Source organism: Nocardioides luteus, assembly GCF_015752315.1.
Classification (GTDB): Bacteria; Actinomycetota; Actinomycetes; order Propionibacteriales; family Nocardioidaceae; genus Nocardioides.
Genome location: NZ_JADOVJ010000001.1, coordinates 5,632,756 through 5,656,977, shown reverse-complemented (window position 1 = coordinate 5,656,977; position 24,222 = coordinate 5,632,756). Strand labels below are relative to the sequence as shown.

Below are 24,222 nucleotides of genomic sequence, written 5' to 3'. Positions count from 1 at the left end.
GACCCATGGAGACCTCGACCACCGTGCTCGTCACCGGCGCGACCGGGTTCATCGGTCGGCGGCTGGTCGCGGAGCTGACCGAACGCGACGTCACGGTGCGGGCGATGACCCGGCGGCCGGACGACTACGACGGCCCCGGCGAGGCGGTGGGTGCCGACGTCGACGACCCGGCCACGCTGCCGGCCGCGCTCGAGGGCGCCGATGTCGCGGTCTACCTGGTGCACTCGCTCGACCACGACGACTTCGAGGAGCGCGACGCGCGAGCCGCCCGGGCCTTCGGTGCTGCCGCAGCCGGGGCGGGGGTGCGGCAGATCGTCTATCTCGGCGGGCTCGGCGACGATGACGGCGACCTCTCGCCCCACCTGCGCTCCCGGCGCGAGGTCGAGTCCCTGCTCGGCGAGGGCGGCGTACCCGTCACGACGCTGCGAGCGGCGATCGTCGTCGGCCACGGCGGCGTCTCCTGGGAGCTGACCCGGCAGCTGGTCAAGAACCTCCCCGCCATGGTGGTGCCGAGGTGGACCGCCACCCGCACCCAGCCCATCGCCGTCGACGACGTCATCCGCTATCTCGCGGGTGTCATCGACAACCAGGACGCGATCGGCGAGGTCTTCGAGATCGGCGGCCCCGAGGCGATGACGTACCTCGACATGCTGACCGTCGCCTCCGAGGTGGCCAACGGCCGATCGATCCCGGTCGCGCCCGTGCCGGTGCTGACGCCCCGGCTGTCGTCGTACTGGCTGGCCCTGGTGACCGACGTCGACGTGACCACCGGGCGCAACCTGATCGACTCGATGACCACCGAGGTCGTCGTACGCGACCGGCGCATCCTCGACGTCGTGCCCGGCGATCCGCTGCCCTACCGGGAGGCTGTACGCCGCGCCCTCGCCGAACGGCTGGCCGACCAGAACACGCTCTGAGGCGCCGCCGGTCTCCTCAGCCGAAGAGCAGCGGCAGGGCGAGCAGCATCGACAGCGACCAGGCGCAGTGGGTGAGGATCGGCGCGAGCACGCCGCCGGAGGCGCGCCGCTCGAGCCCGACCACGACCCCGAGCAGGATCGCCGCGAAGGTCAGCATCACGTTGCCGGTCGCCAGCGTCGCGATCACGTAGGCCACCGACGACCAGGCGACCGGATGGCGGGGCAGGGCGGCGTAGAGCGCGCCGCGGAAGAACAGCTCCTCGGCCACGCCGTTGACCGCGGTGACCACGACGAGGATCGGCAGCGAGCCCTGGTCGGCGAAGTCGAGGACGGAGCGGACCTGCCGGTCCAGCCAGTCGATCTCGCGCACGACCAGGCCGCCGATCACGAAGATGCCGGCCAGGCCCAGGCCGATCAGGATCGGCGCCAGCACCGGGCGGACGAGCCGATGCTCGCCCTTCCGCTCGTGCCGGCGCCAGGCAGGGATCCGGCCGAGGTGCAGCGGCCCGGAGACGAAGGCGCCGAGCGCCCACACCCCGGCCAGCGCGAAGGTGGCGGGATAGAACCAGACACTGCCCGGCTCGATGCGCAGCGAGACCCCGAGCACCACCGCCCCGAGCAGCACGAAGCCGGCCGTGACCAGCTGACGGCGGCGCAGGGCGGCGTCGCTCTGGCGGTGATCGCGCGGGACGACGTCCCACAAGGACCTGCGCACCCAGCGGCGCACGGCACTCCCCACTCTCTGGATCCGGTGACGGCTGCGTACGCCGTCCAACCTACGTCCCGGTCAGAGGATGGCGATGGCGTTCGCCGGTGATCCGGTCGCGCCGGTGACGTTGAGCGGTTTGACGGTGACGAAGCAGTCCCACCGCTGCAGCTGGTCCATGCGGCGTGCCAGCGGCCCGAGCCGCCACAGCTCACCGAGCGGCATGCCGAGCTTGGCGAGGAACTCCTGGTGCATCATCCCGCGGTCGTTGGGCGCCGACCTGAGGAACGGTGAGTCGGGGACGGGCGGCAGGCACTCGACGGCGAAGGTGTCCGCGGCGAGCAGCGCCAGGCCGGTGTCCCAGGCCCAATCGAGCACCTCCTCGCTCTGCGCGATGCCGGTGGCGCGGCGGAGGGCCTGCTGGGCCAGCTTCTGCTCGGCGGTGAGCTCGAGGAACCACTCGCACCACCCGGTGTGGAGCATGACGACGTCACCGGCACGCAGCTCGATCGCCTGGGCGGTCAGGGCGTGGTCGATGTACTCGTACGGGATCGGCTCGCCGGCCTCGTGGTCGAGGCTCTCGTCGCGCCGGGCGAGGAGGCCAGCGATGTCCACCAGGATGCCCCGGCTGACGATGGGACGGTCGGCCCAGACCTGGATGCCGATCTCCTCGGTGCCCGGGATGATCAGCTCGTCGGGGGTCCCGGCGTAGAACCCGGCGTCGTCGGCCCGCCGGTGGCGCAGCCCGTCGATCTGGCTCGAGGACTGGAGGTAGTAGCTGTCGAGATGGTCGTCGCGGTGAGCCGGGTGGTTGGCGTAGATGACGTGCGCGGCCGGCTTCCTGGCCTGGGACATCCCGGGCATGAACGCGTTGACCGGGTAGTCCAGCCCGAAGGCCTCCCCCAGCTGGACGAGGCCCGCAGCCGCGACAACGGCCTGCTCGTCCGCGAACGACGGGGTGCCGCGCCAGGGGTCCTCGAAGAGCTCCCAGGAGGTGCCCCGCAACAGCCCCGGTCGGTCGTGGAGCTCGGCCCGGCTCGGGCGGTCGTGGGTGGTCATCTGGTCGCTCCTGCGTCGTCGCGCGCCTTCACCTCGGAGCCGACGTGGGTGAGGAGGTAGGCGGCGACGGCCGCGATCGAGGCGGCGACGCACAGGATCGTCTTGAACAGGCCGTTCGGGCCGACGACGAGCGCCTGGCTGCCGACGACCAGGCCGACGGCCTGCAGGCCGATGAGCGCGAGACCGCCGAGCAGCGCGACGACCAGCGACGAGACGAAGAGGGTGTGGAGGATCGATCGGGTCATGGGTGTCCGTCCTTTCTCAGACCGGCAGGATTCCGGAGGCCACGAGCACGCCGATGCCGAGCAGCGGCAGCGCGTAGTAGGCCAGCATCCTGCGGAACGTGTGTAGCGGATCGACGCCGGCGATGCCACAGGCGACGTACAGCGGCGCTCCGCCAGGCGGCACGGCAGCCTCGCAGGAGGAGAAGATGAGGACCGCGACCGCCGCGGTGGTGGCGGGTACGCCAGCGGCGACGAGCGCGGCGACGCCGACGACACCGACGGCTGCCATCGTCGCCGTGCTGGAGAGCGGTGCCGCGACGGCGACGACGATGATCCCGATGACCAGGGCCAGCAGCCACACCGGGAGGTCGAGGTCACCGAGCAGCCCGGCCAGCTGCTCGGGCAGGCCGGTCGTCGCCAGCGCGTTCGCGCCGGCAAAGGCGAACAGCACGGTCAGGCCGACGACCCCGAACCGGGGCGCCGAGCTGCCGATCAGCTCGGCCCATCCCCGGCCGTCGCGCGGCAGCCGGCCACGGCCGAGGAGCAGGCCGATCAGGATCAGGATCACCGGCATCCAGAAGATCGGGCTCAGCGCCTCGGTCACGTCGGTGCCGATCCGCTCGGTGAGCGCCTCGGCGACGGCGCCGGTGGTGAGCACGATCGGAATGGCGATCCCGGCGAACAGCAGCAGCGTCGGCCAGCCGTGGGAGAACGCGGCCCGTACGTCCCGGCCGCTGCGCGACACGGCCGGACCGCTCCCGCGGGTGGAGCGGCGTACGAGCAGGTAGGTGACGATCAGGCGGTGGAGCACGCACCACAGGCCGCCGATGAGCAGCGGCACGATCAGCGAGTCGACGTCGACGAGGGCGCCGCCGACCGAGGAGCCGACCAGGACGAACATCGAGGCGCTGAACGGGAAGGTGATGCCCATGCCCGCGTTGCCGGCCACGATCGTGGCGGTGGTGGTGCGGTCGACGCGGGTGCGCTCCATCCAGGGGATCGTCACCGACCCGACGGTGGCGGCGATGGCGGCCTGGTTGTGGACGATGCTGCCGAGGCCCGCGGAGGCGACGGTCGAGACGTACGCCGGGCCGCCGCGGCGGTGTCCGATGAGGGCGTCGAGCAGGTCGATCATCCGGTGGGTGACGCCCGCCTTCTCCAGGAGGTAGCCCATGAAGACGAAGATGACGGTGGCGTAGACGATCTCGTCGACGAGCGCGGCGGAGAGCGCGTCCCAGCCGGCGCTGAGGAACCGGCTGCCGTTGAACACCGCGGCGACGACGAACCCGACCACCATCGCCTCGCCGACGTTGCGGCGCAGCACGGTCGTCCAGGCCAGGATCACCGCCAGGTAGACGCCGAGCGCCCAGACACCGATCACGACGGCTTCCCGTCGCCGGCCATCCGCTCCAGCGCTGTCATCGAGGCCTCCGTCATCTCGGCATGGACCCCCAGGTCGGCGAGGTAGGCACTGGTCGAGCGCATCTCCGCCGCCCGGCGAGCGGCGTGCTTCGCCGTGCCGGTGAGGAAGCGGTCGATGACCGCCTGTCCGTCCCCGGCGAGAACGCCTGCGATCTGGCCACGGGTCCACTCTTCCATCCCGGCGGCACGTCCGGCACCGACCGCCTCGACCACGACCGAGGCGAGCCCCTTCATGAAGACGCTGCGCAGCAGCTTGTGGGCCATCGCGTCGCCGAGGTCGCCGCCCACCACCTCGACCGGCGTGCCCAGCGGCCGCATCAGCTCCGCCACCACCTCGCCGGCCGGTCCGGCCGCCATCAGCGGCGTGGCCGTGCCCAGCAGGATGACCGGTCCCAGGATGGCGACGTCGACCAGGCGTACGTCCGCACGCCCCTCGAACACGGTGGCCAGCTCGCGCTTCTCCAGCGGCCCGGAGGAGGTGAAGTCGGCATAGACGGCGTCCGGTGCGAGCGCGCCGGCGACCGACTCGGCGACCGAGCGGCTCGCCGAGGCCGCGGTCAGGACGACCACGATCCGGGCGTCCTCGACCGCCTTCTCCAGGGTGTCCGCCACCTCGACGCCTGCCGGCGACTCGTGGAGGTAGGGGTCGAAGCCGGTCACCCGGTGGCCGGCCTCGGCGAGGGCGGCGCCGTAGATACGGCCCACCTCGCCGAGGCCGAGGATCGCCACGTGGGTGGCCTGGAGCGGACTGTCGGAGGTCGTGCTGTGTGACATCGTCGAACTTTCAGTGCGTGGAAGGGTCAAGGGGTCAGTCGTCGGTGGGGATCCGGATGGCCAGGACGTCGCAGGGGGCGCGCAGCAGCACGGTCTGGGCCGTGCTGCCGAGGAGGAACTTCCCGGTGCGCGAGCGGCGGCGGAGACCGACGACCACCAGGTCGGCGCTCACCCGCTCCGCCTCGTCGATGAGCGTCTCGGCGACGGAGACGGCCTCGGCGTACTGGCGCACGTCGACCTCGAGGCCGTCGGCGGCCAGTCGCTGCCGCACCGCCTCGAGCTCGGCGGCCGGGAGGAGGCCGCGGTCGGCGTAGGCGCCCCCGGTCGAGGAGTTCACGACCAGGAGGGAGCTGCCCCGGGTCCGGGCCTCCCGGACGGCGCCGGCGAGGACACGCTCGCCGGCGTCGCCGGGCATGTAGCCCACGATGATGGTCATCGCTGATCCCCTGCTGTGGTGGTGACGCCGAGCGTGGCGTCGATGTCGCGGCGGGTCGCCTCCTCGGCGGCGTGCTTGGCCTCGGCCCGGTCCGCGATCACAGCCGCGGACTCGAGCGGGACCACTACGACGCCGTCCGCGTCACCGACGATGATGTCGCCGGGGCGTACGACCACGCCGGCGACGGCGACGTCGACGGAGAGCGCGTAGGGACCGTCCTTGTAGGGACCGGCCGGCGTCCGGGACCGGGCGAAGACGGGCATCTCGTACTCGGCCAGGCCGTCGGCGTCGCGGACGGCGCCGTCGAGGAGGAACCCGGCGACGCCACGGGCCTTGGCCTTGCCGCCGACGAGCTCGCCGATGAGTGCGCGCGACTCGTCGGCGCCGCCGCTCACCACGATCACCTCACCCGGCTCGACCTGGGTGAGCGCCTGGTGGATGCCGAGGTTGTCGCCGGGACGGGTCCAGACCGTGAACGCGGTGCCGACCATGCTGGCGCCGGGCCAGGCGGGTGCGATGACGGAGTCGAGTGAGCCCAACCGGTCCATGGCGTCACCGATGTTCGCGGTGGGGAGGCGGCGGAACCGGTCGAGGAGGGCCTCGTCGGGACGCTCGGGCCGGGACCTGGCGACGCGACCGCCGGGGTTGAGCTGCTGGTCGGTGAGGATGCTGTCGGTCATCAGCTGTCCGCCTTCACCAGCGGGAAGAGGTCGCCGAAGGTCTTCTCGGTCTCGTCCCAGTAGGCGGAGTACTCCTCGGCGTCCAGGTAGGACGGGGCGAGGCCGGCGTCGGTCATCTTCTTCTGGAACGCCGGGTCCTCCATGATCTCGCCGATGGCGGTGGACATCTCGTCGACGACCTCGTCCGGCGTGCCCGCCGGGAAGGCGTAGCCGCGCGAGGAGGAGATCTCCACGTCGTAGCCGGACTCCTTGAACGTCGGTACGTCGGGCAGCGACTCGGCGCGCTCGGCGTCCATCACGCCGACGATGCGGACCTTGCCCGAGTCGGCCAGCGGCTGCAGATCGCTCACGTTGGTGAGGAGCACCTCGGTGTTGCCACCCAGGAAGGCGGTGGTGGCGGCTGTGCTGCCGTCGGCGAAGTGCACCGGGGCGAGCTCGGCGCCGGAGACCTCCTTCAGGCTGGCGAGGGCGAAGTGCTCGTTGCTGGCGACGCCGGTCGTGGTCGCGCGCAGCTTGCCGGGCTCCGCCTTGGCGGCCTCGACCAGGTCCTTCGGGGTCTTGATGTCGCTGTCGGGGGCGACCGCCACCGCGGTCGGGTCGACGACCTGGAGGGCCACCGGCGCGAAGCTGTCGCGCTCGTAGGAGGCGCCCCGGCTCTCGTCGAGCACGGTCATGATCGCCGACGGGAACGTGGTGGCGGCGATCGTGTAGCCGTCGGGCTTCGCCTGGGTCAGCGCCGTGTAGGCGACCTGGGAGTTGGCGGCGGGCTTGTTGACGACCGTGATCGTGGCGTCGAGCTCGTCCTCGAGCTCCTTGGCGAGCATGCGAGCACCGATGTCGGTCGGGCCGCCCGCTTCGTACCCGACGACGAGCTCGATGGGCTTGGTCGGGTAGTCGCCGGCCGCGGCGGTGGTGCCGGACTGGGAGCAGGCTGCGAGCGAGAGACACGCGAGCCCGACACCGGCGAGGGTGAGTACGCGAGGTGCGCGGTTCATGGTGATGACCTTTCGTTTCGTGGAGGGAGGGGTGGGTCAGACTTCGGCGTCGGTGGGCAGCCCCGCCTTTCTCTTCAGGCCGGCGCTGAACACCGACGCGGCGAGGACCGCGAGGGCGACCAGGAGGAAGACCAGCGACAGCGGACGGTCGACGAAGATCCCGAAGTCGCCCTGCGAGATCTGCAGGGACTCCCGCAGCGCGCTCTCGATGAAGGGACCGAGGATGAGCGTCAGGACCAGCGGGGCGAGCGGCAGATGGACCTGTCGGAAGACGAAGCCGACGATCCCGAAGAACACCATCACGTAGATGTCGATGACGCTGTTGTTGACCGCGTACGAGCCGATCACGATGAAGGCGAAGATCACCGCGCGCAGGACCGAGTAGGGGATCGCCAGGATCCGGGTCCAGAGCCCCACCATCGGGACGTTGAGCACCAGCAGGAGCAGGTTGCCGACGAACAGGCTCGCGATGACCGTCCAGACCAGGTCGGGTGCCTCGGTGAAGAGCTGCGGTCCGGGGGTGAGCCCGTTCTGCAGGAAGGCGCCCATGAGCACCGCGATCGCCGGCGAGGCCGGGATGCCCAGGGTGAAGAGCGGGATGAACGCGGCGTTGCTGTGCGAGTTGTTGGCGGTCTCGGGAGCGGCCACGCCCTCGATCGCGCCGCTGCCGAGCTCGTCGCGGTGGCGCGAGACCTTCTTCTCGGTGCTGTAGGCCAGCAGCGACGAGATCGCCGCGCTCACCCCGGGGATGAGTCCGATGACGGTGCCGATCGACGCACCTCGTCCGATCGCCGGCGCGGCCCGGCGGAGGTCGGTCCGCGTCGGGAGCAGCTGGCGAAGCGTCGGCGCCGTGGGCTTGGGAGCCGCGCCGCCGCTGGTGGCGAGCAGCTCGCCGAGCCCGAAGATGCCGACCAGGACCGGTACGTAGCTGATGCCGTCGAAGAAGTGCGGCTGATCGAAGGTGAACCGGGGCAGGCCCATGACCGGGTCGATGCCGACCATCGCGATCAGCAGCCCGAGGCAGGCCGAGATGAGCCCCTTGAGGACCGACCGCCCCACCAGGCCGACCAGCAGGGCCAGACCGATGAGCACCAGGGAGAAGAACTCCGGAGGCCCGATCCGCAGGCCCAGCTCCGAGAGCGGCTTCGCCGCCACGACGAGCGCGAGGGTGGCGATCGTGCCGCCGATGAACGAGCCGATGCCGGCCGTGGCCAACGCTGCTCCGGCCCGGCCGCGCAACGTCATCTGATAGCCGTCGATGCAGGTGATCGCCGACTCGCCCTCGCCCGGGATGTTCAGCAGGACGCTCGTGATCGTCCCGCCGTACGCGCCCCCGTAGAAGATCGCGGCCAGCATGATGATCGCGCTCGTCGGGTCCATGGTCAGGGTGAGCGGGATCAGGATCGCCATGCCGGCGGTCGAGCCGATACCCGGCAGGATGCCCAGGATCGTGCCCAGCAGGCAGCCGATCAGGGCGAAGAGCAGGTTCTGCGGCGTCAGCGCGGAGGCGAAGCCGTCGAGGAGTGCGGTGAAGGAGTCCATGACCTCACAGCCCCAGGTCGCGCAGGAACGGGATGCTGGAGACCGGCAGCGGAACCGTCAGCAGCCGGGTGAAGGCGTAGAAGACGCCGAAGCTCCCGATCACCGCGATCACCAGCGACTGCAGCGGCCCACGGCGCCCGACCACCAGCAGGTGGAAGAGCAGGAAGACCAGCATGCTGACCTGGTAGCCGACCAGCTCGAGGCAGGCCGCGAGCACGCACAGGCTCACCAGGATGGCCAGCACGGTCGGGAGGGAGTAGTCGGGCGTCTCCTCCTCGTCGACGGCCGGTCTGTTCGGGTTCTCGGGGGTCTCAGGACGGAGGCGGGCTCGCAGCTCCTGGCCGAACCAGACGAGCCCCAGCGCGACCAGGAGCACGCCGAGCCAGAGCGGGAAGAAGCCTGGCCCGGGCCCGAGGTCGTCCCAGTAGCCGAGGGAGCGCGAGCCGATGAACGCGGCCGCTCCGATCGCGACGACGAGCGCCGCGACGACCAACGGCAGGACGGACCTGCGTCGCTCGTCGGCGGTCGCTGGACCGCCTGCCGCCGTGGAGGCGGGGATGTTGGTGTTGTCGCTCATGTTTCTCATTCTGTGATAAGGTGTATCACGGCATGAGGAACTATCCGTGACGGTCGTCACCCTGTCAAGCCCCCGCGGTCGGGGGTGCGAGGATTCGATGCGTCGCGACGAAACGGAGGAGGCACGTGAGCGAGGAGAAACCGGCAAGCACGATGCGGTCTCTGGAGAGAGCCATCGACGTCCTCGAGGTCCTCGAGGCGACGCGTACGCCGCTGCGACTGAGCGAGGTCGCGCGCCGAGCCGGCCTGCACGTCGCCACGACGCAGCGCATCCTCAACGCGCTCGAGGCCCGCGGTCGCGTCGAGCAGGACGGCACCGGCTACCGCACGGGTGTCGCGATGCTGTTCGGGGCCCACGCCTACCTGGCCACCAACCGGCTGGCGGCCACCGCGCCGATGATCCTGCAGCAGCTCGCCGCCGCCACCGGACTCACCGCGTCCGTCTTCGTCCGCGCCGGCTCGTCGCGCGCGGTGATCGCGCGGGTCGAGGGCAGCGACCCGTTGCGCTACGTGCTCCCGATCGGCGAGCGGCTGCCGCTCCACCTCGGTGCGGGCAAGGTCATCGCTGCCTACATGGATCCCGAGGATCTCGAGTCAGTGCTCGGCGGGATCGACGAGTTCACCCGGGCCGACGGGACCCGGGTCTCGCTCGAGGACTTCCGGCGTGAGCTCGAGGAGATCCGGCAGCGCGGCTGGGTCGCGTCCCACGACGAGCGCGTGGTGGGCGCATCCTCGGTCGGGGCACCCCTGATCAGCGCCGACGGCGAGTTCCTCGCGGCGATCCAGGTCGCCGGCCAGACCACCAACCCCGCCTTCGCCGACCCCACTCCCCTCGGCCACGAGGTGCGCCAGGCGGCAAGCGCCCTCGCCTCGCGCGTGGGCTGACCAGGAGCCGCCGCGATGCCCGACGACTGGCTGAACCAGACCCGCGAGTCCTACGACACGGACGCCGCCGGCTACGCCGAGAAGGTGCGCGGCCTGCTGGACGATCGCCCCTACCTGCGTGCGGGGCTGGCCGTCTTCGCCGAGACCGTGCGGGACGGCGGCGGTGGGCCGGTGGCCGACGTCGGCTGCGGTCCCGGGTACGTCACCCGCCACCTCCACGACCTCGGGGTCGACGCGTTCGGGATCGACCTCTCCCCCGAGATGATCGCGATCGCGCGGCGCGACCACCCGGATCTCGGGTTCGAGGTCGGGTCGATGACCGATCTGCCGCTGGCGGACGGATCCGTGGGCGGCGTACTCGCCTTCTGGTCCGTCATCCACATCCCCGACGCAGCGGTGCCCGGGGTGTTCGCGGAGTTCCGGCGCGTGCTGCGGCCCGGCGCACCGGTCCTGGTCGGGTTCCACGTCGGCGACGAGACCCGGCACTCGACCACGGGCTACACCGGGCGCCCGATCAACGTCGACAGCCACCGGCGCCGGCCCGAGCAGATCTCCCGATGGCTGCGCGAGGCCGGCTTCGCCATCGAGGCCGAGCTCCTGATGCGACCCGACGACGAGGTCCCGGGGGCCATCGTCGTCGGGCGGGCGCCGGAGGCCGGCCGCTAGGCGGGCACCCGCTCGCCGACCGGCGCGGCGACGGGGGCGGGCACGGTCCGCGACGTGAACCGGAGGTTCGGGTCGTCGACGGAGCGGAGCCGCAGCTCGCGGGTGTCGTAGAGGTAGTCCTGCCGGATCTGCCACGGGGCCCGCTTGCCCTGGCGGGGCATCACGGCGTCGCCGCGCTGGATGTAGCCCGACCGCATCGAGGCACCCATCACGGAGACCTCCTCGCGATCATCGTCCGCCGCCTCCGCGACCACCTGGCCGTGGCCGTTGCGGGCCATGTGCTTGAGCAGGCGGCACAGGTACGCGCCGGCGAGATCGGCCTTCAGCGTCCAGGACGCGTTGGTGTAGCCCATCACGATCATCGCGTTGGGCACGCCCTCGACCAGCGTGCCCTTGTAGAGCATCCGGTCGCGGGTGTCGACCGGCTCGCCGTCGACCTCGACGCGCATGCCGCCGAGCAGCTGGATCTTGAGCCCGGTGGCGGTGATGACGATGTCGGCGGGGAGCTCCTCGCCGGACGCCAGCCGGATGCCGGTCTCGGTGAAGGTGTCGATCGTGTCGGTGACGATCGAGGCCTCGCCGCGCCGCAGGACGGAGAACAGATCACCGTTCGGCACCACGCACAGCCGCTCGTCCCAGGGGTTGTAGCTCGGCTCGAAGTGCTTCATGTCCACCTCGCCGCCGACCTGGGCGCGGATCGCGGCCAGGATCGCCTTCCGGGAAGCCTGGGGAGCGGTGCGGCAGAACCGGTACATGCCCTGCTGCAGCAGGATGTTGCGTACGCGGCCGGTGCCGTAGACCGCGCGGCTCGGCACCTTGAGCAGGTTGAACGCGGCCGAGACCGGGTCGTCGGCCGGGACCGGCACGACGTACGTCGGCGAGCGCTGCAGCATCGTGACGTGCTCGGCCTTCTCGGCCATGTTCGGGACCAGGGTGATCGCGGTGGCGCCGCTGCCGATGACGACGACGCGCTTGCCGGTGTGGTCGAGGTCCTCGGGCCAGTGCTGCGGATGGATCAGATCGCCCTGGAACCGGTCCTCACCAGGGAAAACAGGTCGGTGACCCTGGTCGTAGTCGTAGTAGCCGGTCGCGCCGACGAGGAAGTGGCTCGTCCACTCCTCCGTCTCGCCGGTGGTCTCGTCGAGCGCCGTGGTGGTCCACAGGCCACGCTCGCTGGACCAGGAGGCGGAGACGACCTTGCGGCCGAAGTGGGTGTGCCGGGTGACGCCGTACTCGTCCGCGGTCTCCTCGATGTAGCGCTTGATGCTCGGGCCGTCGGCGAGCACCTTGGTGCCGTGCCACGGCCGGAACCCGTAGCCGAAGGTGAACATGTCGGAGTCCGAGCGGATGCCGGGGTAGCGGAACAGGTCCCAGGTGCCGCCCATCGCGGTGCGGCGCTCGAGGATGGCGTGCGTCCGCCCGGTCCGTTCGCGGGTCAGCTGGCTGGCGACGCCCACACCGGACAGGCCGGCCCCGACGATGAGCACGTCGACGTGGCGGTGGGTGGTCATGCGGTCCTCCGGAGGTCCGTGCTCGTGTCCTGGGTCGTCGCCAGGGTGGTCGCCAGGATGGTGTCGGCGATCAGGTCGGGGTCGTCCGCCATCGGCACGTGCCCGCAGCCGGGCAGCTCGACGTGGCGGGCTCCGGGCAGGCGCACCCGCGCCTGGCCGGCCTGGTAGGGACGCAGGACCCGGTCCTTGCTGCCCCAGGCGATCGTGATCGGCACATCCGCCGGCACGGCACCGTCGAAGAGGTAGCCACCGCGGATGATGTCGCGCACGGCCTGCTTGGAGTCGAGCATGTTCCGCAGGTCCTCGTACGCCACCTCCGGCGCGATCAGCGTCGGCCGGGCGCTCGCCCAGCTGAGTCCGAGCGTCCGGCCCCAGGGGTGACGCAGCAGCCACGGCGCGACCGGCTTCAGCACGCCCGAGGTGGCGATGACCGAGGCGAACAGCGCCCGCACGTAGGCGAACTCGACGTCGTTGCGCCAGAAACCGGCCGGGGAGATCGCGGTGACGCTCCGGGCGAGCCCGTGCTTGCTCATCTCCAGGGAGATCAGCGCACCCAGGCTGTTGCCCACCACGTGCGGACGCTCCAGACCGGCCGCTGCCATGAACTCCTCCAGCGGCTCGATCAGCGCCTGCCGCGGCGAGCGGCCGTCGGTCACATGGGCCGGCGACTCACCGTGCCCGGGCAGGTCCACCAGGAACACCTCGTGGTGCTCGGCGAGCCGGTCGACGACCGGGTGCCAGGCCTGGCGGCGATGGCCGATGCCGTGGATCAGCAGCAGCGGCTCGCCCGAGCCGGCGCTCTCGTACGCCAGCACGTCAGACCGCCGCGTTCGAGGGCTCCGCGCGGAAGCGCGCAGCCCGCCCGTCGATGCCCAGGGCCCGCCAGACCAGCCTGGCCGGTCCCTTGCGGATGCCCAGGTTGTCGGCCAGGAGGCGTACGTCCGAGAAGAGGTCGCGCAGGAGCTTCTCGGAGTCCTCGGACTTCCACCAGATCTCCTTGGCGACGTCCTTCGGGATGCCCATGTCCTCGCGCGCCTGCTTGCTCGGCACCATGATCACGTCGCACAGGAGTCGCATGACGACCGGGAACAGGTAGGTCAGCGCGCGCCGCTTGACGGGGTTCATCCGCGCCCAGTGGTGCTCCAGGTACTGGTGCGCGAAGCCGATGTGGCGCGCCTCCTCGGCGATGTGGATCTGCATCACGCGGTCGATCAGCGGGTGGCTGCCGCCGGCCCGCAGGATGCTCTTCTGCAGGTGGTCGATCGGCTCCTCGCCGCCGAGGATGCCGACGAAGAAGATCTCCGGGAACCAGGTCCCGGCCGACGTCACCAGCGGCGCCAGCCAGGCGAACCATCCCGGGGCCCCGGCGACACCGTCGACCCCGGAGTTCTCCACGAACCGGTTGACCGAATCCTGGAACATCTGGATGTGGTGGGTCTCCTCGGTGACCTCGTGCATCGCGTAGCGGAACTCGGGGTTGCCGTCCTTCGCCAGGATCAGGTGGTGCATCACCCCGGCGATGAGCACCTGCTCGAACTGGCGCCCGACCTTCGCGATCTGCGCGTAGCGGTAGACGCCGACCTGGATCTGGCGCTCCTTCGAGAGCGACTTGTACCACTCGTGACGGCCGATCTCGTCGGCGTCGGTGAGGATGAAGCGCTCGTCGTTCGGGTCGAGGTGGAACTCGGGGTCGTCCCAGGCGATGTCCTTGAACGCCTGGAAGTGCTGGTCCACCGACGCCTCCGAGAGCGTCCGCAGGGTGTCGTAGTAGGACTGCTTCGTCGTCGTGTTCATGACGACCTCCTTCATGGTTCTCGTCGGAGCTCTCGTCGGAGTTCTCATCGGGTGGGGACCGGAAGGGATCGGCTGATGATCTCCTTCATGATCTCGGTGGTGCCGGCGTAGATGCGCTGGACGCGGAGGTCGGTGAAGGCGCGGGCGATCGGGTACTCCTCCATGAACCCGTAGCCGCCGAAGAGCTGGAGGCACTTGTCGACGACGATGCCGGCGCGCTCGGAGCTCCAGTACTTGGCCATCGCGGCGGTCGGAATGTCGAGCTCGCCCTTGACGTGCAGCTCGACGCACTCGTCGATGAAGGAGCGGGCGACCCGGGCCTCGGTCGCGATCTCGGCCATCTCGAACTTGGTGTTCTGGAAGCCGAAGACCGGCCGGCCGAAGGCGGTGCGCTCGTTGACGTACCGCAGGGTCTCCTCGAAGCAGAACTCCATCGCCGCCACGCTGCCGACCGCCACGATCAGCCGCTCCTGCGGCAGCTGCATCATCAGCTGGACGAACCCGTCGCCCTCCTTGTCGCCGAGCAGGTTCGACGCGGGGATGCGTAGGTCGTCGAAGAAGAGCTCGCAGGTGTCCTGCCCCTTCATCCCGATCTTGTCGAGCACCCGGCCACGACGGAAGCCTTCGGCATCGGTCGGGACGATGACCAGCGAGATCCCGGCGGCCGCCTCCTCGGGGTTGGTCTTCACCGCGACCAGCACCATGTCGGCCAGGAGGCCGTTGGTGATGAACGTCTTGGCGCCGTTGACGACGTACTCGTCGCCGTCCTTGATCGCCTTGGTGCGGATGCCCTGCAGGTCGGAGCCGGTGCCGGGCTCGGTCATCGCGATCGCGGAGACCACCTCGCCGGAGGCGAGCTTCGGGAGCCACTCGTTCTTCTGCTCCTCGGTGCCGTACGCCAGCAGGTAGTGGGCCACGATCCCGCTGTGCAGCGAGGCACCGAAGGCGGTGTCGCCGACCCGGGCCTGCTCCTCGATCAGCACGGCCTCGTGGGCGAAGGTGCCGCCGCCACCGCCGTACGCCTCCGGGATCGAGAGGCACAGCAGGCCCAGCTCGCCGGCCTTGCGCCACAGTTCACGGTCGACGTGCTTGTCGGCGATGTAGGTGTCGATGTTCGGCTTGACCTCCTTCTCGAAGAAGGTCCGGGCAAGGTCGCGTAGGTCGTCGAGGTCCTGGTCCATCCAGGGCGAGCGGCGGGACATGCGTGGCCTTTCGGTGGTGGGTACATGCTGTATCAAGGACATGGTGTCCCACTTATCCGCTGGATACAAGGTGTAGCCGGTGATGTCTCGCTAGGGTGACGATGTGGTTGACGTGGTGAAGTGGGTGGATTCCACGGTCCGGCGCCGTTCCGCGAAGGAGGCGCTCGACAACGACGCACGCCGCGCCCAGGTGGTCGAGGCGGCCGTCGAGGCGATCGAGGAGCGCGGGCCCGGCGTCGGCATGGCCCAGGTCGCCGAGCGCGCGGGCCTCCCCCGCCCGAACGTCTACCGGCACTTCGCCAGCAAGGAGCAGCTCGACGCCGAGGTCGTCCGGTTCGCGTCGACCGAGCTGATCCGCCGCGTACGCCCTCATCTCGCCCGTGCCGGGACCCCGCATGAGGTCGTCGGCGGCATCCTCGAGTCCTGTGTCGCCTGGGCCGACGAGCACCCGAACCTCTACCGGTTCGTCGCCGCACAGCACCAGACCAGGGCCCTGCACCGGGCCCGGATGGGACGCAACCGCTTCCTCGACGAGCTCATCGACGCGATGGGCTCCTACCTTCGCGCCTCCGACATCAGCGACACGCCCTCGGACGGCATCCTCGCCGGCCTGATGGGCATGGTCGACGCCAGCATCATCTGGTGGCTCGACCACCACGACGAGACCAGGGACCAGCTCGTCGGCCGGCTCACCCGGCAGGTGGTCGTGGTGCTCATCGACATGCTCGACGACCTCGGGCTCGAGGTCCGCGAGGACATGGTCTACACGCCGCTCGACTGATCAGGAACGAAGAAGCGTACGTGCTCCGGACTTTCTAGGCTCGTCTCAACAGACCGACCAGGAAGGGAAGACCGATGGCGAACAGCAGCACATTCACCGAGGAAGAGAAGGCCGCCATGAAGGAGGCGGCCGCCGAGCGGAGGACGGCCGCCAAGCGTGGCAGCGGCAGCAAGAAGGCCGAGGCGGACCTCGCCGACTGCCTCTCGAAGATCGAGGCGATGGACGACAACGACCGCGCCATCGGCGAGACGCTCCACCGGGTCGTCACCACGCACGCCCCCGACCTGGCACCGAAGACCTGGTACGGCATGCCGGCCTACGCGAACGCCGACGGCAAGGTCGTGGTGTTCTACAAGTGCGCCGGGAAGTTCAAGATGCGCTACGCCGAGATCGGCTTCCAGGAGTGGGCGAACCTCGACGACGGCGACATCTGGCCGACCGTCTTCGCAGTGACGACCATGACCCCCGCCGTCGAGGAGAAGCTCACCGAGCTGGTCACGCGGGCGGTGAGCTAGACCGCGAGCGCCCCCGCGAGCCGCTCCGAGAGGAACCGGCTCGCCCGGTCGAGCGCCGCATCGGCCTCGTCGAGCGAACCGGCCTGGTTCTGGAAGACGTGCGGCAGCTCGGCACCGACCTCGAGGATCACCTCCACGTCCGCCTCGGCCGCCCTGGCGGCGAGCCGGAGGGAGTCGTCCAGCAGCACCTCGTGGGAGCCGACCTGGATCAGAAGCGGGGGAAGACCGGCGAGGTCGGCGAATGCGGGGCTGATCAGCGGATCGGTCGGATCGGCGCTGCCGAGGTAGCGACGGGCGAACCATTCGAGGGCGGCACGGTCGAAGAGCGGGTCGGCATCGAGCTTGGTCTCGATCGTCGCACCGGAGAGCGTGAGGTCCGTCCACGGCGAGAACAGCACCGCGGCGGCCGGCTGCGGCAGACCGGCCGACCGCGCGGCCAGCAGGGTCGCCATCGTCAGGCCGCCCCCGGCCGAGTCACCGGCCAGGACGAGCCGATCAGGCTCCACGCCCGCGTCGAGCAGGCCACGGTACGCCGCGAGCCCGTCTTCCACGGCCGCCGGATACGGAGCCTCCGGGGCGAGCCGGTAGTCGATCGAGATCGCTCGCAGCCCGGCGCGACCGGCCAGGCCATCGGCGAGCGAGGCACCGGTGCGCGCGGAGCCGACGACGTATCCGCCACCATGGAGGTACAACAGGGTGCCTTCGGTGGCGTCGCGATACAGCTCTAGTCCGGGGATCCCGCCGATCGTGACCGCCCGCGCCCGCGCCTCGTCGGGCAACGGCCGGGTCTGGCCGGCGTCGAAGCCGGCACGGGCCTCCTCGACGCTCACCGAGGGGTCGAAGGGGAAGTCGCGGATCGCTGCGTCCAGTGCGTCGCGCTGCTGCTTGCTCACGATGATGCCTCCTGCATGGGACGATAGTTGTATCGGATGGAAGTAGATTCCTTTCGATATAATTCCCTGGAAGCAGGTTTTTCCTCATGCCCGACGGCTGGCAGTTCTTCTCCGACCTCGTCCGCGCCGAGACGCGGCTCTTCAACCAGCTGGACGCGAGGGTGCGCGCCGGACACGATGGCCTCACCCTCGGGCAGTTCCAGATGCTCGACCTGATCGCGACGACTCCTGAGTGCCGCGTCTCCGACATCGTGGCGTCGATGGACATCGGCGTCGGCACGGCGAGCAAGGCCGTCGACCGGCTGGAGGCGGCGGGCCTGTGCCGGCGGGCATCGAACCCCAACGACCGGCGGTCCTCGATCCTGGCGCTCACGCCAGACGGTGAGCGCGCCCTCACCGCGGCCACGCCGACCGTCGACGCGGTGATCGCCGAGCGCCTGCAGGGGATCGCGGCCGACGATCTGGCGACGACCGCGCGGGTCCTGAGCCAGCTCCGGACGGCGTTGGAGGAGCTGTCGCGGTGAGCGACCCGGACCGGTCGTCTACCGGCGGCGGAAGAATCTGGGCCGTCGGGTCCGCCGCGGCCCAGCCGCCCGAGCGGGCTCGCGGGTCTTCGCCGCTCGCGCCGCTCGGCGCTCCGCCCATGCGGCCACCGTGGCGTCGGGGTCGCGCGGCATCGTGATCAGTGGCGGTCCCGCCGGCGGTTCGTAGCGAGCGCGGATCACGCGTTCGTTGAAGTCGTCGATCTCGCGGCGTACGGCCTTCTCGTCCACCAGCTCGTCCAGGCGCTCATCTAGGACGGCGTCGTCCTTGCGGAGCTGGATGGACGACGGCAGCAGCGCGATGCGCTCACGCTGGACGAGGCTCCGGACCCACCACTCCGGGTCATGCTGGTCCGGCAGGTCGATCGGCTCGCCACTGCCGGGCAGGTCGTCGAAGTCGCCACGTGCGATCGCCTTCCGGACCTGGAAGTCGGCCAGCAGCGCCACCCCGACCGCGTCGTCGATCGCGAAGGCGTACGGGTCATGGGGCTGCACACTCATCACCTGACCTCTTTGCGGATATAAGTCACCTGTATTATGTCACGCGTATTGAAACCAGGGAGGCCACGGAGATGCCGAAGATCGTCGACCACCGCGAACGACGGGAAGCGATCGCGCACGCGCTGTGGCGGGTGGTCGAGCAACAGGGGTGGCCCCGCGCGACCATGCGCGAGGTCGCCCACGAGGCGGGCGTGTCCCTCGGACAGCTCCAGCACTACTTCTCGTCCCGTGCCTCGATGCTGGCCTTCGCGATGGAGTTCGCCGCCGAGCAGACCTCATCTCGGGTGGCGAACGGTCTGGCCGGGCTCGGCCAGCATCCTCACCCCCGAGACGTCCTGCGGGTGGTCGTCACGGAGATGCTCCCGCTGCACCCCGACGCTCACACCACGAGCCGGATGAATGCGGCGTACGTCCTCGAGGCGCTGCACGACCCCGAGCTGCGCGAGGTGGCGCGCGCCGGGCTCAGGGAGGGACGAGACCTGGTCGAGCGCCTCATCCGGCAGGCGATCGCCGACGGCCAGATCCCTTCGGAACGCGACCCTGCGATCGAGACCGATCTCATCCTCGCGCTGACCGGGTTCACGCCGCTCCTGGAGCTCGGCGTGATCGAACCCGGAGCTGCGCTCGCTGCCGTCGATCAACACCTCGACCGACTCTTCTCGGGATCCTGATCCTCGGTATCGCCACCTCCGCACATTTCCAAGTTACTTGCGAAAGTTCTCAAACTTCTTGACGAAGTCTCGCAGGGTCCCTACCTTCTGATGTGACTCACGCCACATCTCTCGCGGAGGCCCCCATGATCCATGTTCCCCCGTCCAGGGCCGTGCTCGGCCCACTCGTCGGCCTGTCAGTCGTGGCCGCGCTGCTCGGCAGCGGCCCCGCGGCTGCCGCCGAGGAGGCGGAGCTACCACCACAGGAGCCCGGCGTCACGCTGCGCACCTATGACATGAGCCGGCCGATCGAGCAGCTGTGCACGCTGCGCGCAGGCCAGACGCCCAACGTCGACAGGCTCACCTCGGTCATCGACTACGACTCGCCGGAGGACTTCGGCCTCGCCGAGCGGTTCATCTCGCACGCCCTGGCCAACCTGCGCATCGATGCTGCCGGGACGTACGACTTCCGGCTGATCAGCGACGACGGCTCCCGGCTGGTCATCGACGGCTCGGAGGTCATCAACCACGACGGGCTGCACGGGGAGACCGCCAAGGACGGTTCCGTCAGCCTGAGCGAGGGCTTCCACGATCTGCGGGTGGAGCACTTCGAGAACGGCGGCGGCGAGGTGCTGCGCCTGCAGTGGCGTCCGCCGGGCGCGGCGGACTTCGCGCTGGTGCCGACCGAGGTCCTGAGCACCGAGACCGGGGTGGTGCGGGTGACCGCACCGGGCACGAAGTACTGCGAGGGGCAGAACGACACCGCCGGTGACGGCATGCAGCTGGACAGCGTGCACCCGGCGTACGACCTGACCGACCTGCGGCCCGAGGGCTTCGAGCCGATGGTGTCCGCGCTGGACTGGGCGGCGGACGGCCGGCTCGCCGTGGTGACCTCCGGGTCGGTGAGCCCGTCCGGCTGGGTGGAGAACCCCGAGCCGGGCGAGATCTTCCTGCTCAGCAACGCCCGCACCGCCGACGGGCCCGAGGACGTCACGGTCGAGAAGGTCGCCACCGACCTGTTCAACCCGATGGGCGTGGCCGTCATCGGCGAGTCGATCTTCGTCTCCGAGCGTGACCAGCTCACCGAGCTGACCGACCCCGACGGGGACGGCTTCTACGACGACCACCGGAAGGTGGCGGAGTGGCCCTTCGGCGAGAACTTCCACGAGTTCGCCTTCGGCCTCCTCCACGACGAGGAGAACTTCTACGTCAACCTCTCCGTCGCCATCAACTTCGGTGGCGCGACCACCGACCCGCAGCCGGCGCGCAACCGCGGCACGACGGTGAAGATCTCCCGCAAGACCGGTCAGGTCAGCTATGTCGCGGGCGGGCTGCGTACGCCGAACGGGATGATGCGCGGACCCGACGGCGACCTGTTCGTGATGGACAACCAGGGCGCCTGGCTGCCCAGCTCGAAGCTGGTGCACGTCAAGCCCGGGCGGTTCTTCAACCACTACACCAACCCGGCCGGCCCGTTCGACGACCAGCCGGTCACCGGCCCCGCCCTGTGGGTGCCGCAGAACGAGATCGGCAACTCTCCGAGCAGCCCCATGATGCTGGAGAAGGGTGCGTACGCCGGTCAGATGATCTTCGGCGACGTCACCTACGGCGGCCTGCAGCGCGGCTTCCTGGAGAAGGTCGAGGGCGAGTACCAGGGCGCGGTGTTCCGCTACTCCGCCGGCCTCGAGGCCGGGGTGAACCGCACCCTGCTCGGCCCTGACGGGTCGATCTACGTCGGCGGCATCGGCGAGGCCGGCAACTGGAGCGAGCCGGGCAAGCTCCGCTACGGCCTGCAGCGGATGAGCCCCAACGACGGCTCGGCGTTCGACATGCACCAGATGCGCGCCACCAGGAACGGCTTCGAGATCCGCTACACGAAGCCGCTGTCCCAGGAGACGGTCGAGAAGATCGCCGCGGACCCGAACGCCGCGTTCCGGATGACCCACTGGCGCTACGCGCCGCGGCCGACGTACGGCGGCCCGAAGGTCGACGAGCGTCCGCTGTTCGTCTCGGGCGCGGAGGTGTCCGCCGACCGCACCTCGGTGAGGCTCACCGTGGACGGCCTCGAGGAGGGCCGGGTCGTGCACCTGCGCTCGCCGCGGCCCTTCTCCAGCGAGGGCGGCAAGGAGCTGTGGAACACCGAGGCGTGGTACACGCTCAACTCGATCCCCGGCTACGAGTCGCCGGCCGACCGCAACTACCTCGAGGCTGAGGAGGCCACCCTGCGCGGCAGCGCCAACGTCGCGGTCGAGCACAACGGCTACTCCGGCTCCGGGTTCGTGGACGGCTTCGGCAACATCGGTGCCTCGGTCACCTTCGATGCGAAGATCGCACGCGCCGGGACGTACCCGGTCCGGCTGCGCTACGCCAACGGCCCCGACCCGGCGCCCGGCACGAAGCGGGTCTCGGTCTACCTCAACGGCACCGAGGTCGAGCCGTGGGCGTTGGAGTCCACCGGCGACTGGCAGACCTGGGGCACCGCGACCCGGCCGATGCGGCTGAAGGCCGGCGTCAACCGGATCACCCTTCGCTACGAGGAGGGCGACGACGGGAACGTGAACTTCGACGTGCTCAAGGTCGGCGGCGGCGAGGACGTCTGTACGCCGCGGCGACCCGCCCCGGGCTACACGTCGCTCTTCGACGGGACCCTGGCCTCGCTGGCCCCGTGGCGGATGGCCGGACCGGGCTCGTTCGGCCGGCAGGACGACTGCTCGCTGCGTACGACCAACGGCCTGGGCCTGCTGTGGTACGCCGAGCAGGAGTTCAGCGAGTACAGCCTGAAGCTCGACTGGAAGCTGGTCAACGACAACAACGGCGGCGTCTTCATCGGCTTCCCCAACCCCGGCAACGACCCGTGGGTCGCGGTCAACCAGGGCTACGAGGTCCAGATCGACGCCACCGACGCCCCGGACCGCACCACCGGCGCCATCTACACCTTCCAGGGAGCGGACCCGGAGGCTGTCGCGGCCGCCCTCAAGCCGGTCGGGTCGTGGAATTCGTACGACATCCGCGTCGAGGGCTCGACCGTCAAGATCTTCCTCAACGGGACCCTGGTGAACGACTTCACCAGCACCGACCCCGCCCGCGACCTCGCCGGCTTCGTCGGCATGCAGAACCACGGCGGGGGTGAGACCGTCTACTACCGCAACGTCCAGGTGAAGGAGCTCACCGACTGACGTCGATCAACGTTCGCGCCGGCGGGGCGCCCTGCTTATGCAGGGCGCTCACGCCGGCGCACGTGTGACTGCCGCCAAGAGGCGACACTGGACGCATGAGTTTCTCGATCCACCCCGGATCCATCGGCGACGTCGCCCGCTGCGTCGATCTGTGGACGCGCGTGATGGTCGCCCGAGACGGCACGGGTGTCGCCGACGAAGCTGCGCGGCGAGCGCAAGCGGCGTTCGACGAGCCGACCGTACGCTTCGCCGTCGTCGGGTCGGCACCCGACGGGTTCGCGCTCACTCTCACCAGAGAGAAGGGCGTCGCGCTGCTGTCCCGGCTCTGCGTCGACCCGTCGACCACTTCGCGCGGCATGGGCGCAGCCTTGGTCGCAGACGCCGCCGAACATGCGCGGGCTGCCGGGCTCCAGCGCATCGAGCTGGATGTCAGAGAGACGAACGTACGCGCCATCGCGCTCTACGAACGGGCGGGCTTCACCGCTGTCTCCGACCCGTGGGAGTACGACGACGGCGATCGGGTCGTGACCTGGTCGCTCGATCTGGCGAACTGATCTGGCCGTCCCGGAGCACGGCCACTCCACGGCTTCGCACTCCGAGCCGATGCGGTTCACGCACCTGCCGCCGCTGAGCGCGCTTCGGGAGTGGGCCGAGACCCACGTACCCGACATCGAGCGCGCCCGGGCCGCGGCCGACCCTCGGGACTCCTGACCCGGTCACGGCATCGGATGCCTGGTCAGCCCGCGGAGAGACTCCTCAGCCGGCTGGTGTCGCGGCCGGGGGCCTCGCCGTAGCGACGGCGGTACTCGCGGTTGAACTGGGTGGCGCTGTCATAGCCGACCCGGTGGGCGACCGTCGCGACGTCGTCGGCTCCCGAGACCAGGAGCAGTCGTGCCTGGTGGAGCCGGATCTGCTTCTGGAACTGGATCGGGCTGAGCGCCGTGATGCCCTGGAACTTGCGGTGGAAGGCGGAGACGCTGAGCCCGCAGCTGCCGGCAAGCTCGTCGACGCGGAACGGTTCGGCGTAGTTCTCGGTGATCCACCGCACCGCGCGGCTGATCTGGGTGGTGCAGCTGTCGGCGACCCCGATCTGCGCGAGGTTCGCTCCGAGCGGGCCGGTGAGCAGTCGCCAGATGATCTCCCGCTCCGCCATCGGCGCGAGCACCGCCCGGTCCTGCGGCCGGTCGATGAGGCGCACCATCCGCAGGACGGCGTCGATCAGCTCGGGCTCGGCGTCGGCGACACCGATCGCAGGAGGGGCGGCACTGTTCCGTACGGCCACCACCCCCGGTGGCGCCTCCAGCAGCAGTGACGCGATGGCGGCGGGCCGCAGCACGAGCCCGAATCCGAGCGCGGGCCGGTCCGGAGAGGCCTCGCTGTAGTGACCGGTGATCGGGACGTCGACAGAGGCGACGAGGTACTGCCCGGGACCGTACTCGAGGACGCGATCGCCCACCGAGATCCGCTTGCGCCCCTGGGTGATCAGCGCGAAGACCGTGCCGGAACCGTTGGTCGACGGTGCCTCCACCGCATCGGCGCGGGCGAGCAGCATCCCCTCGATCGGGGTCGTCTGGTCGGGCCGGGCGTGCTTCTCGATGCGTCGGCGCAGCTCTTCGAGCGGGGTGTCGGTCACCTGACGAAGGTACGTCGCCAACCTGGCTGTCGTCGCCTGGTTCTGCTTCTTCGAGCAGGATCAGGCAATCATCGGCGATGTCTGGTCTCACGCCGCGGAAGCCCGGACTGGTTCGCTGAACGGGTCGAAAGCCCCGCACCGA

At 70.2% G+C, this 24,222-nt stretch carries 26 protein-coding genes; 9 read left to right on the top strand and 17 right to left on the bottom strand.

The genetic code is table 11. From position 1 onward, the window contains the following. Positions 1-5: 5 nt before the first annotated feature. Positions 6-917, top strand: a complete 912-nt coding sequence (locus HD557_RS27105) for an NAD(P)H-binding protein (protein ID WP_196876151.1) — start codon at positions 6-8, stop codon at positions 915-917. Positions 918-933: 16 nt separating this feature from the next. On the opposite strand, the gene HD557_RS27100 is transcribed toward HD557_RS27105, so the two are convergent. The 10 genes from HD557_RS27100 to HD557_RS27055 are packed head-to-tail and all read right to left on the bottom strand — an operon-like array spanning position 934 to position 9,332. Then, positions 934-1,656 carry a CPBP family intramembrane glutamic endopeptidase gene (locus HD557_RS27100; protein WP_307785721.1) on the bottom strand — a complete coding sequence of 241 codons (723 nt, stop codon included), beginning with the start codon at positions 1,654-1,656 and terminating at the stop codon, positions 934-936. 48 nt (positions 1,657-1,704) lie between these two features. Further along, entirely contained in the window at positions 1,705-2,682 is a 978-nt protein-coding gene (locus HD557_RS27095; RefSeq protein WP_196876150.1) for a cyclase family protein, read from the bottom strand. Continuing rightward, a complete protein-coding gene (locus HD557_RS27090; protein ID WP_196876149.1) occupies positions 2,679-2,927 on the bottom strand; it encodes a hypothetical protein in 249 nt (82 codons plus the stop codon). The genes HD557_RS27095 and HD557_RS27090 overlap by 4 nt, the downstream gene beginning before the upstream one ends. A 16-nt stretch (positions 2,928-2,943) precedes the next feature. Next, positions 2,944-4,287, bottom strand: a complete 1,344-nt coding sequence (locus HD557_RS27085; protein ID WP_196876148.1) for a TRAP transporter large permease subunit — start codon at positions 4,285-4,287, stop codon at positions 2,944-2,946. After that, positions 4,284-5,102 carry an NAD(P)-dependent oxidoreductase gene (locus HD557_RS27080; protein ID WP_196876147.1) on the bottom strand — a complete coding sequence of 273 codons (819 nt, stop codon included), beginning with the start codon at positions 5,100-5,102 and terminating at the stop codon, positions 4,284-4,286. The genes HD557_RS27085 and HD557_RS27080 overlap by 4 nt, the downstream gene beginning before the upstream one ends. Positions 5,103-5,136: 34 nt before the next feature. Beyond that, positions 5,137-5,538: a universal stress protein gene (locus HD557_RS27075; protein WP_008355392.1), complete on the bottom strand. Its 402-nt coding sequence runs from the start codon at positions 5,536-5,538 to the stop codon at positions 5,137-5,139. Continuing rightward, positions 5,535-6,218 carry a methyltransferase gene (locus tag HD557_RS27070; protein WP_196876146.1) on the bottom strand — a complete coding sequence of 228 codons (684 nt, stop codon included), beginning with the start codon at positions 6,216-6,218 and terminating at the stop codon, positions 5,535-5,537. The genes HD557_RS27075 and HD557_RS27070 overlap by 4 nt, the downstream gene beginning before the upstream one ends. Beyond that, positions 6,218-7,213 (bottom strand): Bug family tripartite tricarboxylate transporter substrate binding protein, encoded by a 996-nt coding sequence (locus HD557_RS27065; protein ID WP_196876145.1) that lies wholly within the window; start codon positions 7,211-7,213, stop codon positions 6,218-6,220. The genes HD557_RS27070 and HD557_RS27065 overlap by 1 nt, the downstream gene beginning before the upstream one ends. A gap of 36 nt (positions 7,214-7,249) precedes the next feature. After that, positions 7,250-8,755 carry a tripartite tricarboxylate transporter permease gene (locus HD557_RS27060; RefSeq protein ID WP_008355398.1) on the bottom strand — a complete coding sequence of 502 codons (1,506 nt, stop codon included), beginning with the start codon at positions 8,753-8,755 and terminating at the stop codon, positions 7,250-7,252. A gap of 4 nt (positions 8,756-8,759) precedes the next feature. Beyond that, positions 8,760-9,332, bottom strand: coding sequence for a tripartite tricarboxylate transporter TctB family protein (locus tag HD557_RS27055; protein ID WP_196876144.1), 573 nt, complete (start codon positions 9,330-9,332; stop codon positions 8,760-8,762). A gap of 125 nt (positions 9,333-9,457) precedes the next feature. Here HD557_RS27055 and HD557_RS27050 point away from each other — a divergent pair, with 125 nt between their 5' ends. Both HD557_RS27050 and HD557_RS27045 read left to right on the top strand, forming a co-directional pair. After that, entirely contained in the window at positions 9,458-10,216 is a 759-nt protein-coding gene (locus tag HD557_RS27050) for an IclR family transcriptional regulator (protein WP_008355401.1), read from the top strand. A gap of 15 nt (positions 10,217-10,231) precedes the next feature. Further along, the gene (locus HD557_RS27045; RefSeq protein WP_196876143.1) at positions 10,232-10,882 is read left to right on the top strand and encodes a class I SAM-dependent methyltransferase; all 651 of its coding nucleotides are present in this window, start codon (positions 10,232-10,234) and stop codon (positions 10,880-10,882) included. On the opposite strand, the gene HD557_RS27040 is transcribed toward HD557_RS27045, so the two are convergent. The 4 genes from HD557_RS27040 to HD557_RS27025 are packed head-to-tail and all read right to left on the bottom strand — an operon-like array spanning position 10,879 to position 15,389. Continuing rightward, on the bottom strand, positions 10,879-12,393 hold the full coding sequence (locus tag HD557_RS27040) for a flavin-containing monooxygenase (protein ID WP_196876142.1): 1,515 nt from the start codon (positions 12,391-12,393) through the stop codon (positions 10,879-10,881). The two genes, HD557_RS27045 and HD557_RS27040, sit on opposite strands and share 4 nt — an antisense overlap. Continuing rightward, entirely contained in the window at positions 12,390-13,208 is an 819-nt protein-coding gene (locus HD557_RS27035; RefSeq protein WP_008355403.1) for an alpha/beta fold hydrolase, read from the bottom strand. The genes HD557_RS27040 and HD557_RS27035 overlap by 4 nt, the downstream gene beginning before the upstream one ends. A gap of 1 nt (position 13,209) precedes the next feature. Continuing rightward, the gene (locus HD557_RS27030) at positions 13,210-14,187 is read right to left on the bottom strand and encodes an AurF N-oxygenase family protein (RefSeq protein WP_231380478.1); all 978 of its coding nucleotides are present in this window, start codon (positions 14,185-14,187) and stop codon (positions 13,210-13,212) included. Between the two features lie 44 nt (positions 14,188-14,231). Then, positions 14,232-15,389 carry an acyl-CoA dehydrogenase family protein gene (locus HD557_RS27025; protein ID WP_231380477.1) on the bottom strand — a complete coding sequence of 386 codons (1,158 nt, stop codon included), beginning with the start codon at positions 15,387-15,389 and terminating at the stop codon, positions 14,232-14,234. A 103-nt stretch (positions 15,390-15,492) separates the two neighbouring features. Here HD557_RS27025 and HD557_RS27020 point away from each other — a divergent pair, with 103 nt between their 5' ends. Both HD557_RS27020 and HD557_RS27015 read left to right on the top strand, forming a co-directional pair. Continuing rightward, the gene (locus tag HD557_RS27020) at positions 15,493-16,170 is read left to right on the top strand and encodes a TetR/AcrR family transcriptional regulator (RefSeq protein WP_008355406.1); all 678 of its coding nucleotides are present in this window, start codon (positions 15,493-15,495) and stop codon (positions 16,168-16,170) included. A 74-nt stretch (positions 16,171-16,244) separates the two neighbouring features. Beyond that, positions 16,245-16,685, top strand: a complete 441-nt coding sequence (locus HD557_RS27015; RefSeq protein WP_196876140.1) for an iron chaperone — start codon at positions 16,245-16,247, stop codon at positions 16,683-16,685. Here HD557_RS27015 and HD557_RS27010 read toward each other — a convergent pair. Then, positions 16,682-17,578 (bottom strand): alpha/beta hydrolase, encoded by an 897-nt coding sequence (locus HD557_RS27010; protein ID WP_196876139.1) that lies wholly within the window; start codon positions 17,576-17,578, stop codon positions 16,682-16,684. The two genes, HD557_RS27015 and HD557_RS27010, sit on opposite strands and share 4 nt — an antisense overlap. Before the next feature lie 86 nt (positions 17,579-17,664). On the opposite strand from HD557_RS27010, the gene HD557_RS27005 reads away from it, so the two are divergent. Then, positions 17,665-18,102 carry a MarR family winged helix-turn-helix transcriptional regulator gene (locus tag HD557_RS27005; protein WP_008355409.1) on the top strand — a complete coding sequence of 146 codons (438 nt, stop codon included), beginning with the start codon at positions 17,665-17,667 and terminating at the stop codon, positions 18,100-18,102. Positions 18,103-18,120: 18 nt separating this feature from the next. Here HD557_RS27005 and HD557_RS27000 read toward each other — a convergent pair whose 3' ends face one another. Continuing rightward, the gene (locus HD557_RS27000) at positions 18,121-18,621 is read right to left on the bottom strand and encodes a DnaJ family domain-containing protein (protein ID WP_040754628.1); all 501 of its coding nucleotides are present in this window, start codon (positions 18,619-18,621) and stop codon (positions 18,121-18,123) included. Positions 18,622-18,692: 71 nt separating this feature from the next. Here HD557_RS27000 and HD557_RS26995 point away from each other — a divergent pair, with 71 nt between their 5' ends. The 3 genes from HD557_RS26995 to HD557_RS26985 all read left to right on the top strand — a co-directional run bounded on the left by HD557_RS26995 (position 18,693) and on the right by HD557_RS26985 (position 23,001). After that, positions 18,693-19,292 (top strand): TetR/AcrR family transcriptional regulator, encoded by a 600-nt coding sequence (locus HD557_RS26995; RefSeq protein ID WP_008355411.1) that lies wholly within the window; start codon positions 18,693-18,695, stop codon positions 19,290-19,292. Positions 19,293-19,417: 125 nt separating this feature from the next. Then, positions 19,418-22,447 carry a family 16 glycoside hydrolase gene (locus HD557_RS26990; RefSeq protein WP_196876138.1) on the top strand — a complete coding sequence of 1,010 codons (3,030 nt, stop codon included), beginning with the start codon at positions 19,418-19,420 and terminating at the stop codon, positions 22,445-22,447. A gap of 95 nt (positions 22,448-22,542) precedes the next feature. Beyond that, positions 22,543-23,001, top strand: a complete 459-nt coding sequence (locus HD557_RS26985) for a GNAT family N-acetyltransferase (RefSeq protein ID WP_196876137.1) — start codon at positions 22,543-22,545, stop codon at positions 22,999-23,001. Positions 23,002-23,183: 182 nt separating this feature from the next. On the opposite strand, the gene HD557_RS26975 is transcribed toward HD557_RS26985, so the two are convergent. After that, complete coding sequence (locus HD557_RS26975; RefSeq protein ID WP_196876136.1) at positions 23,184-24,080, bottom strand: AraC family transcriptional regulator; 897 nt, start codon at positions 24,078-24,080, stop codon at positions 23,184-23,186. Between the last annotated feature and the right edge of the window lie 142 nt (positions 24,081-24,222).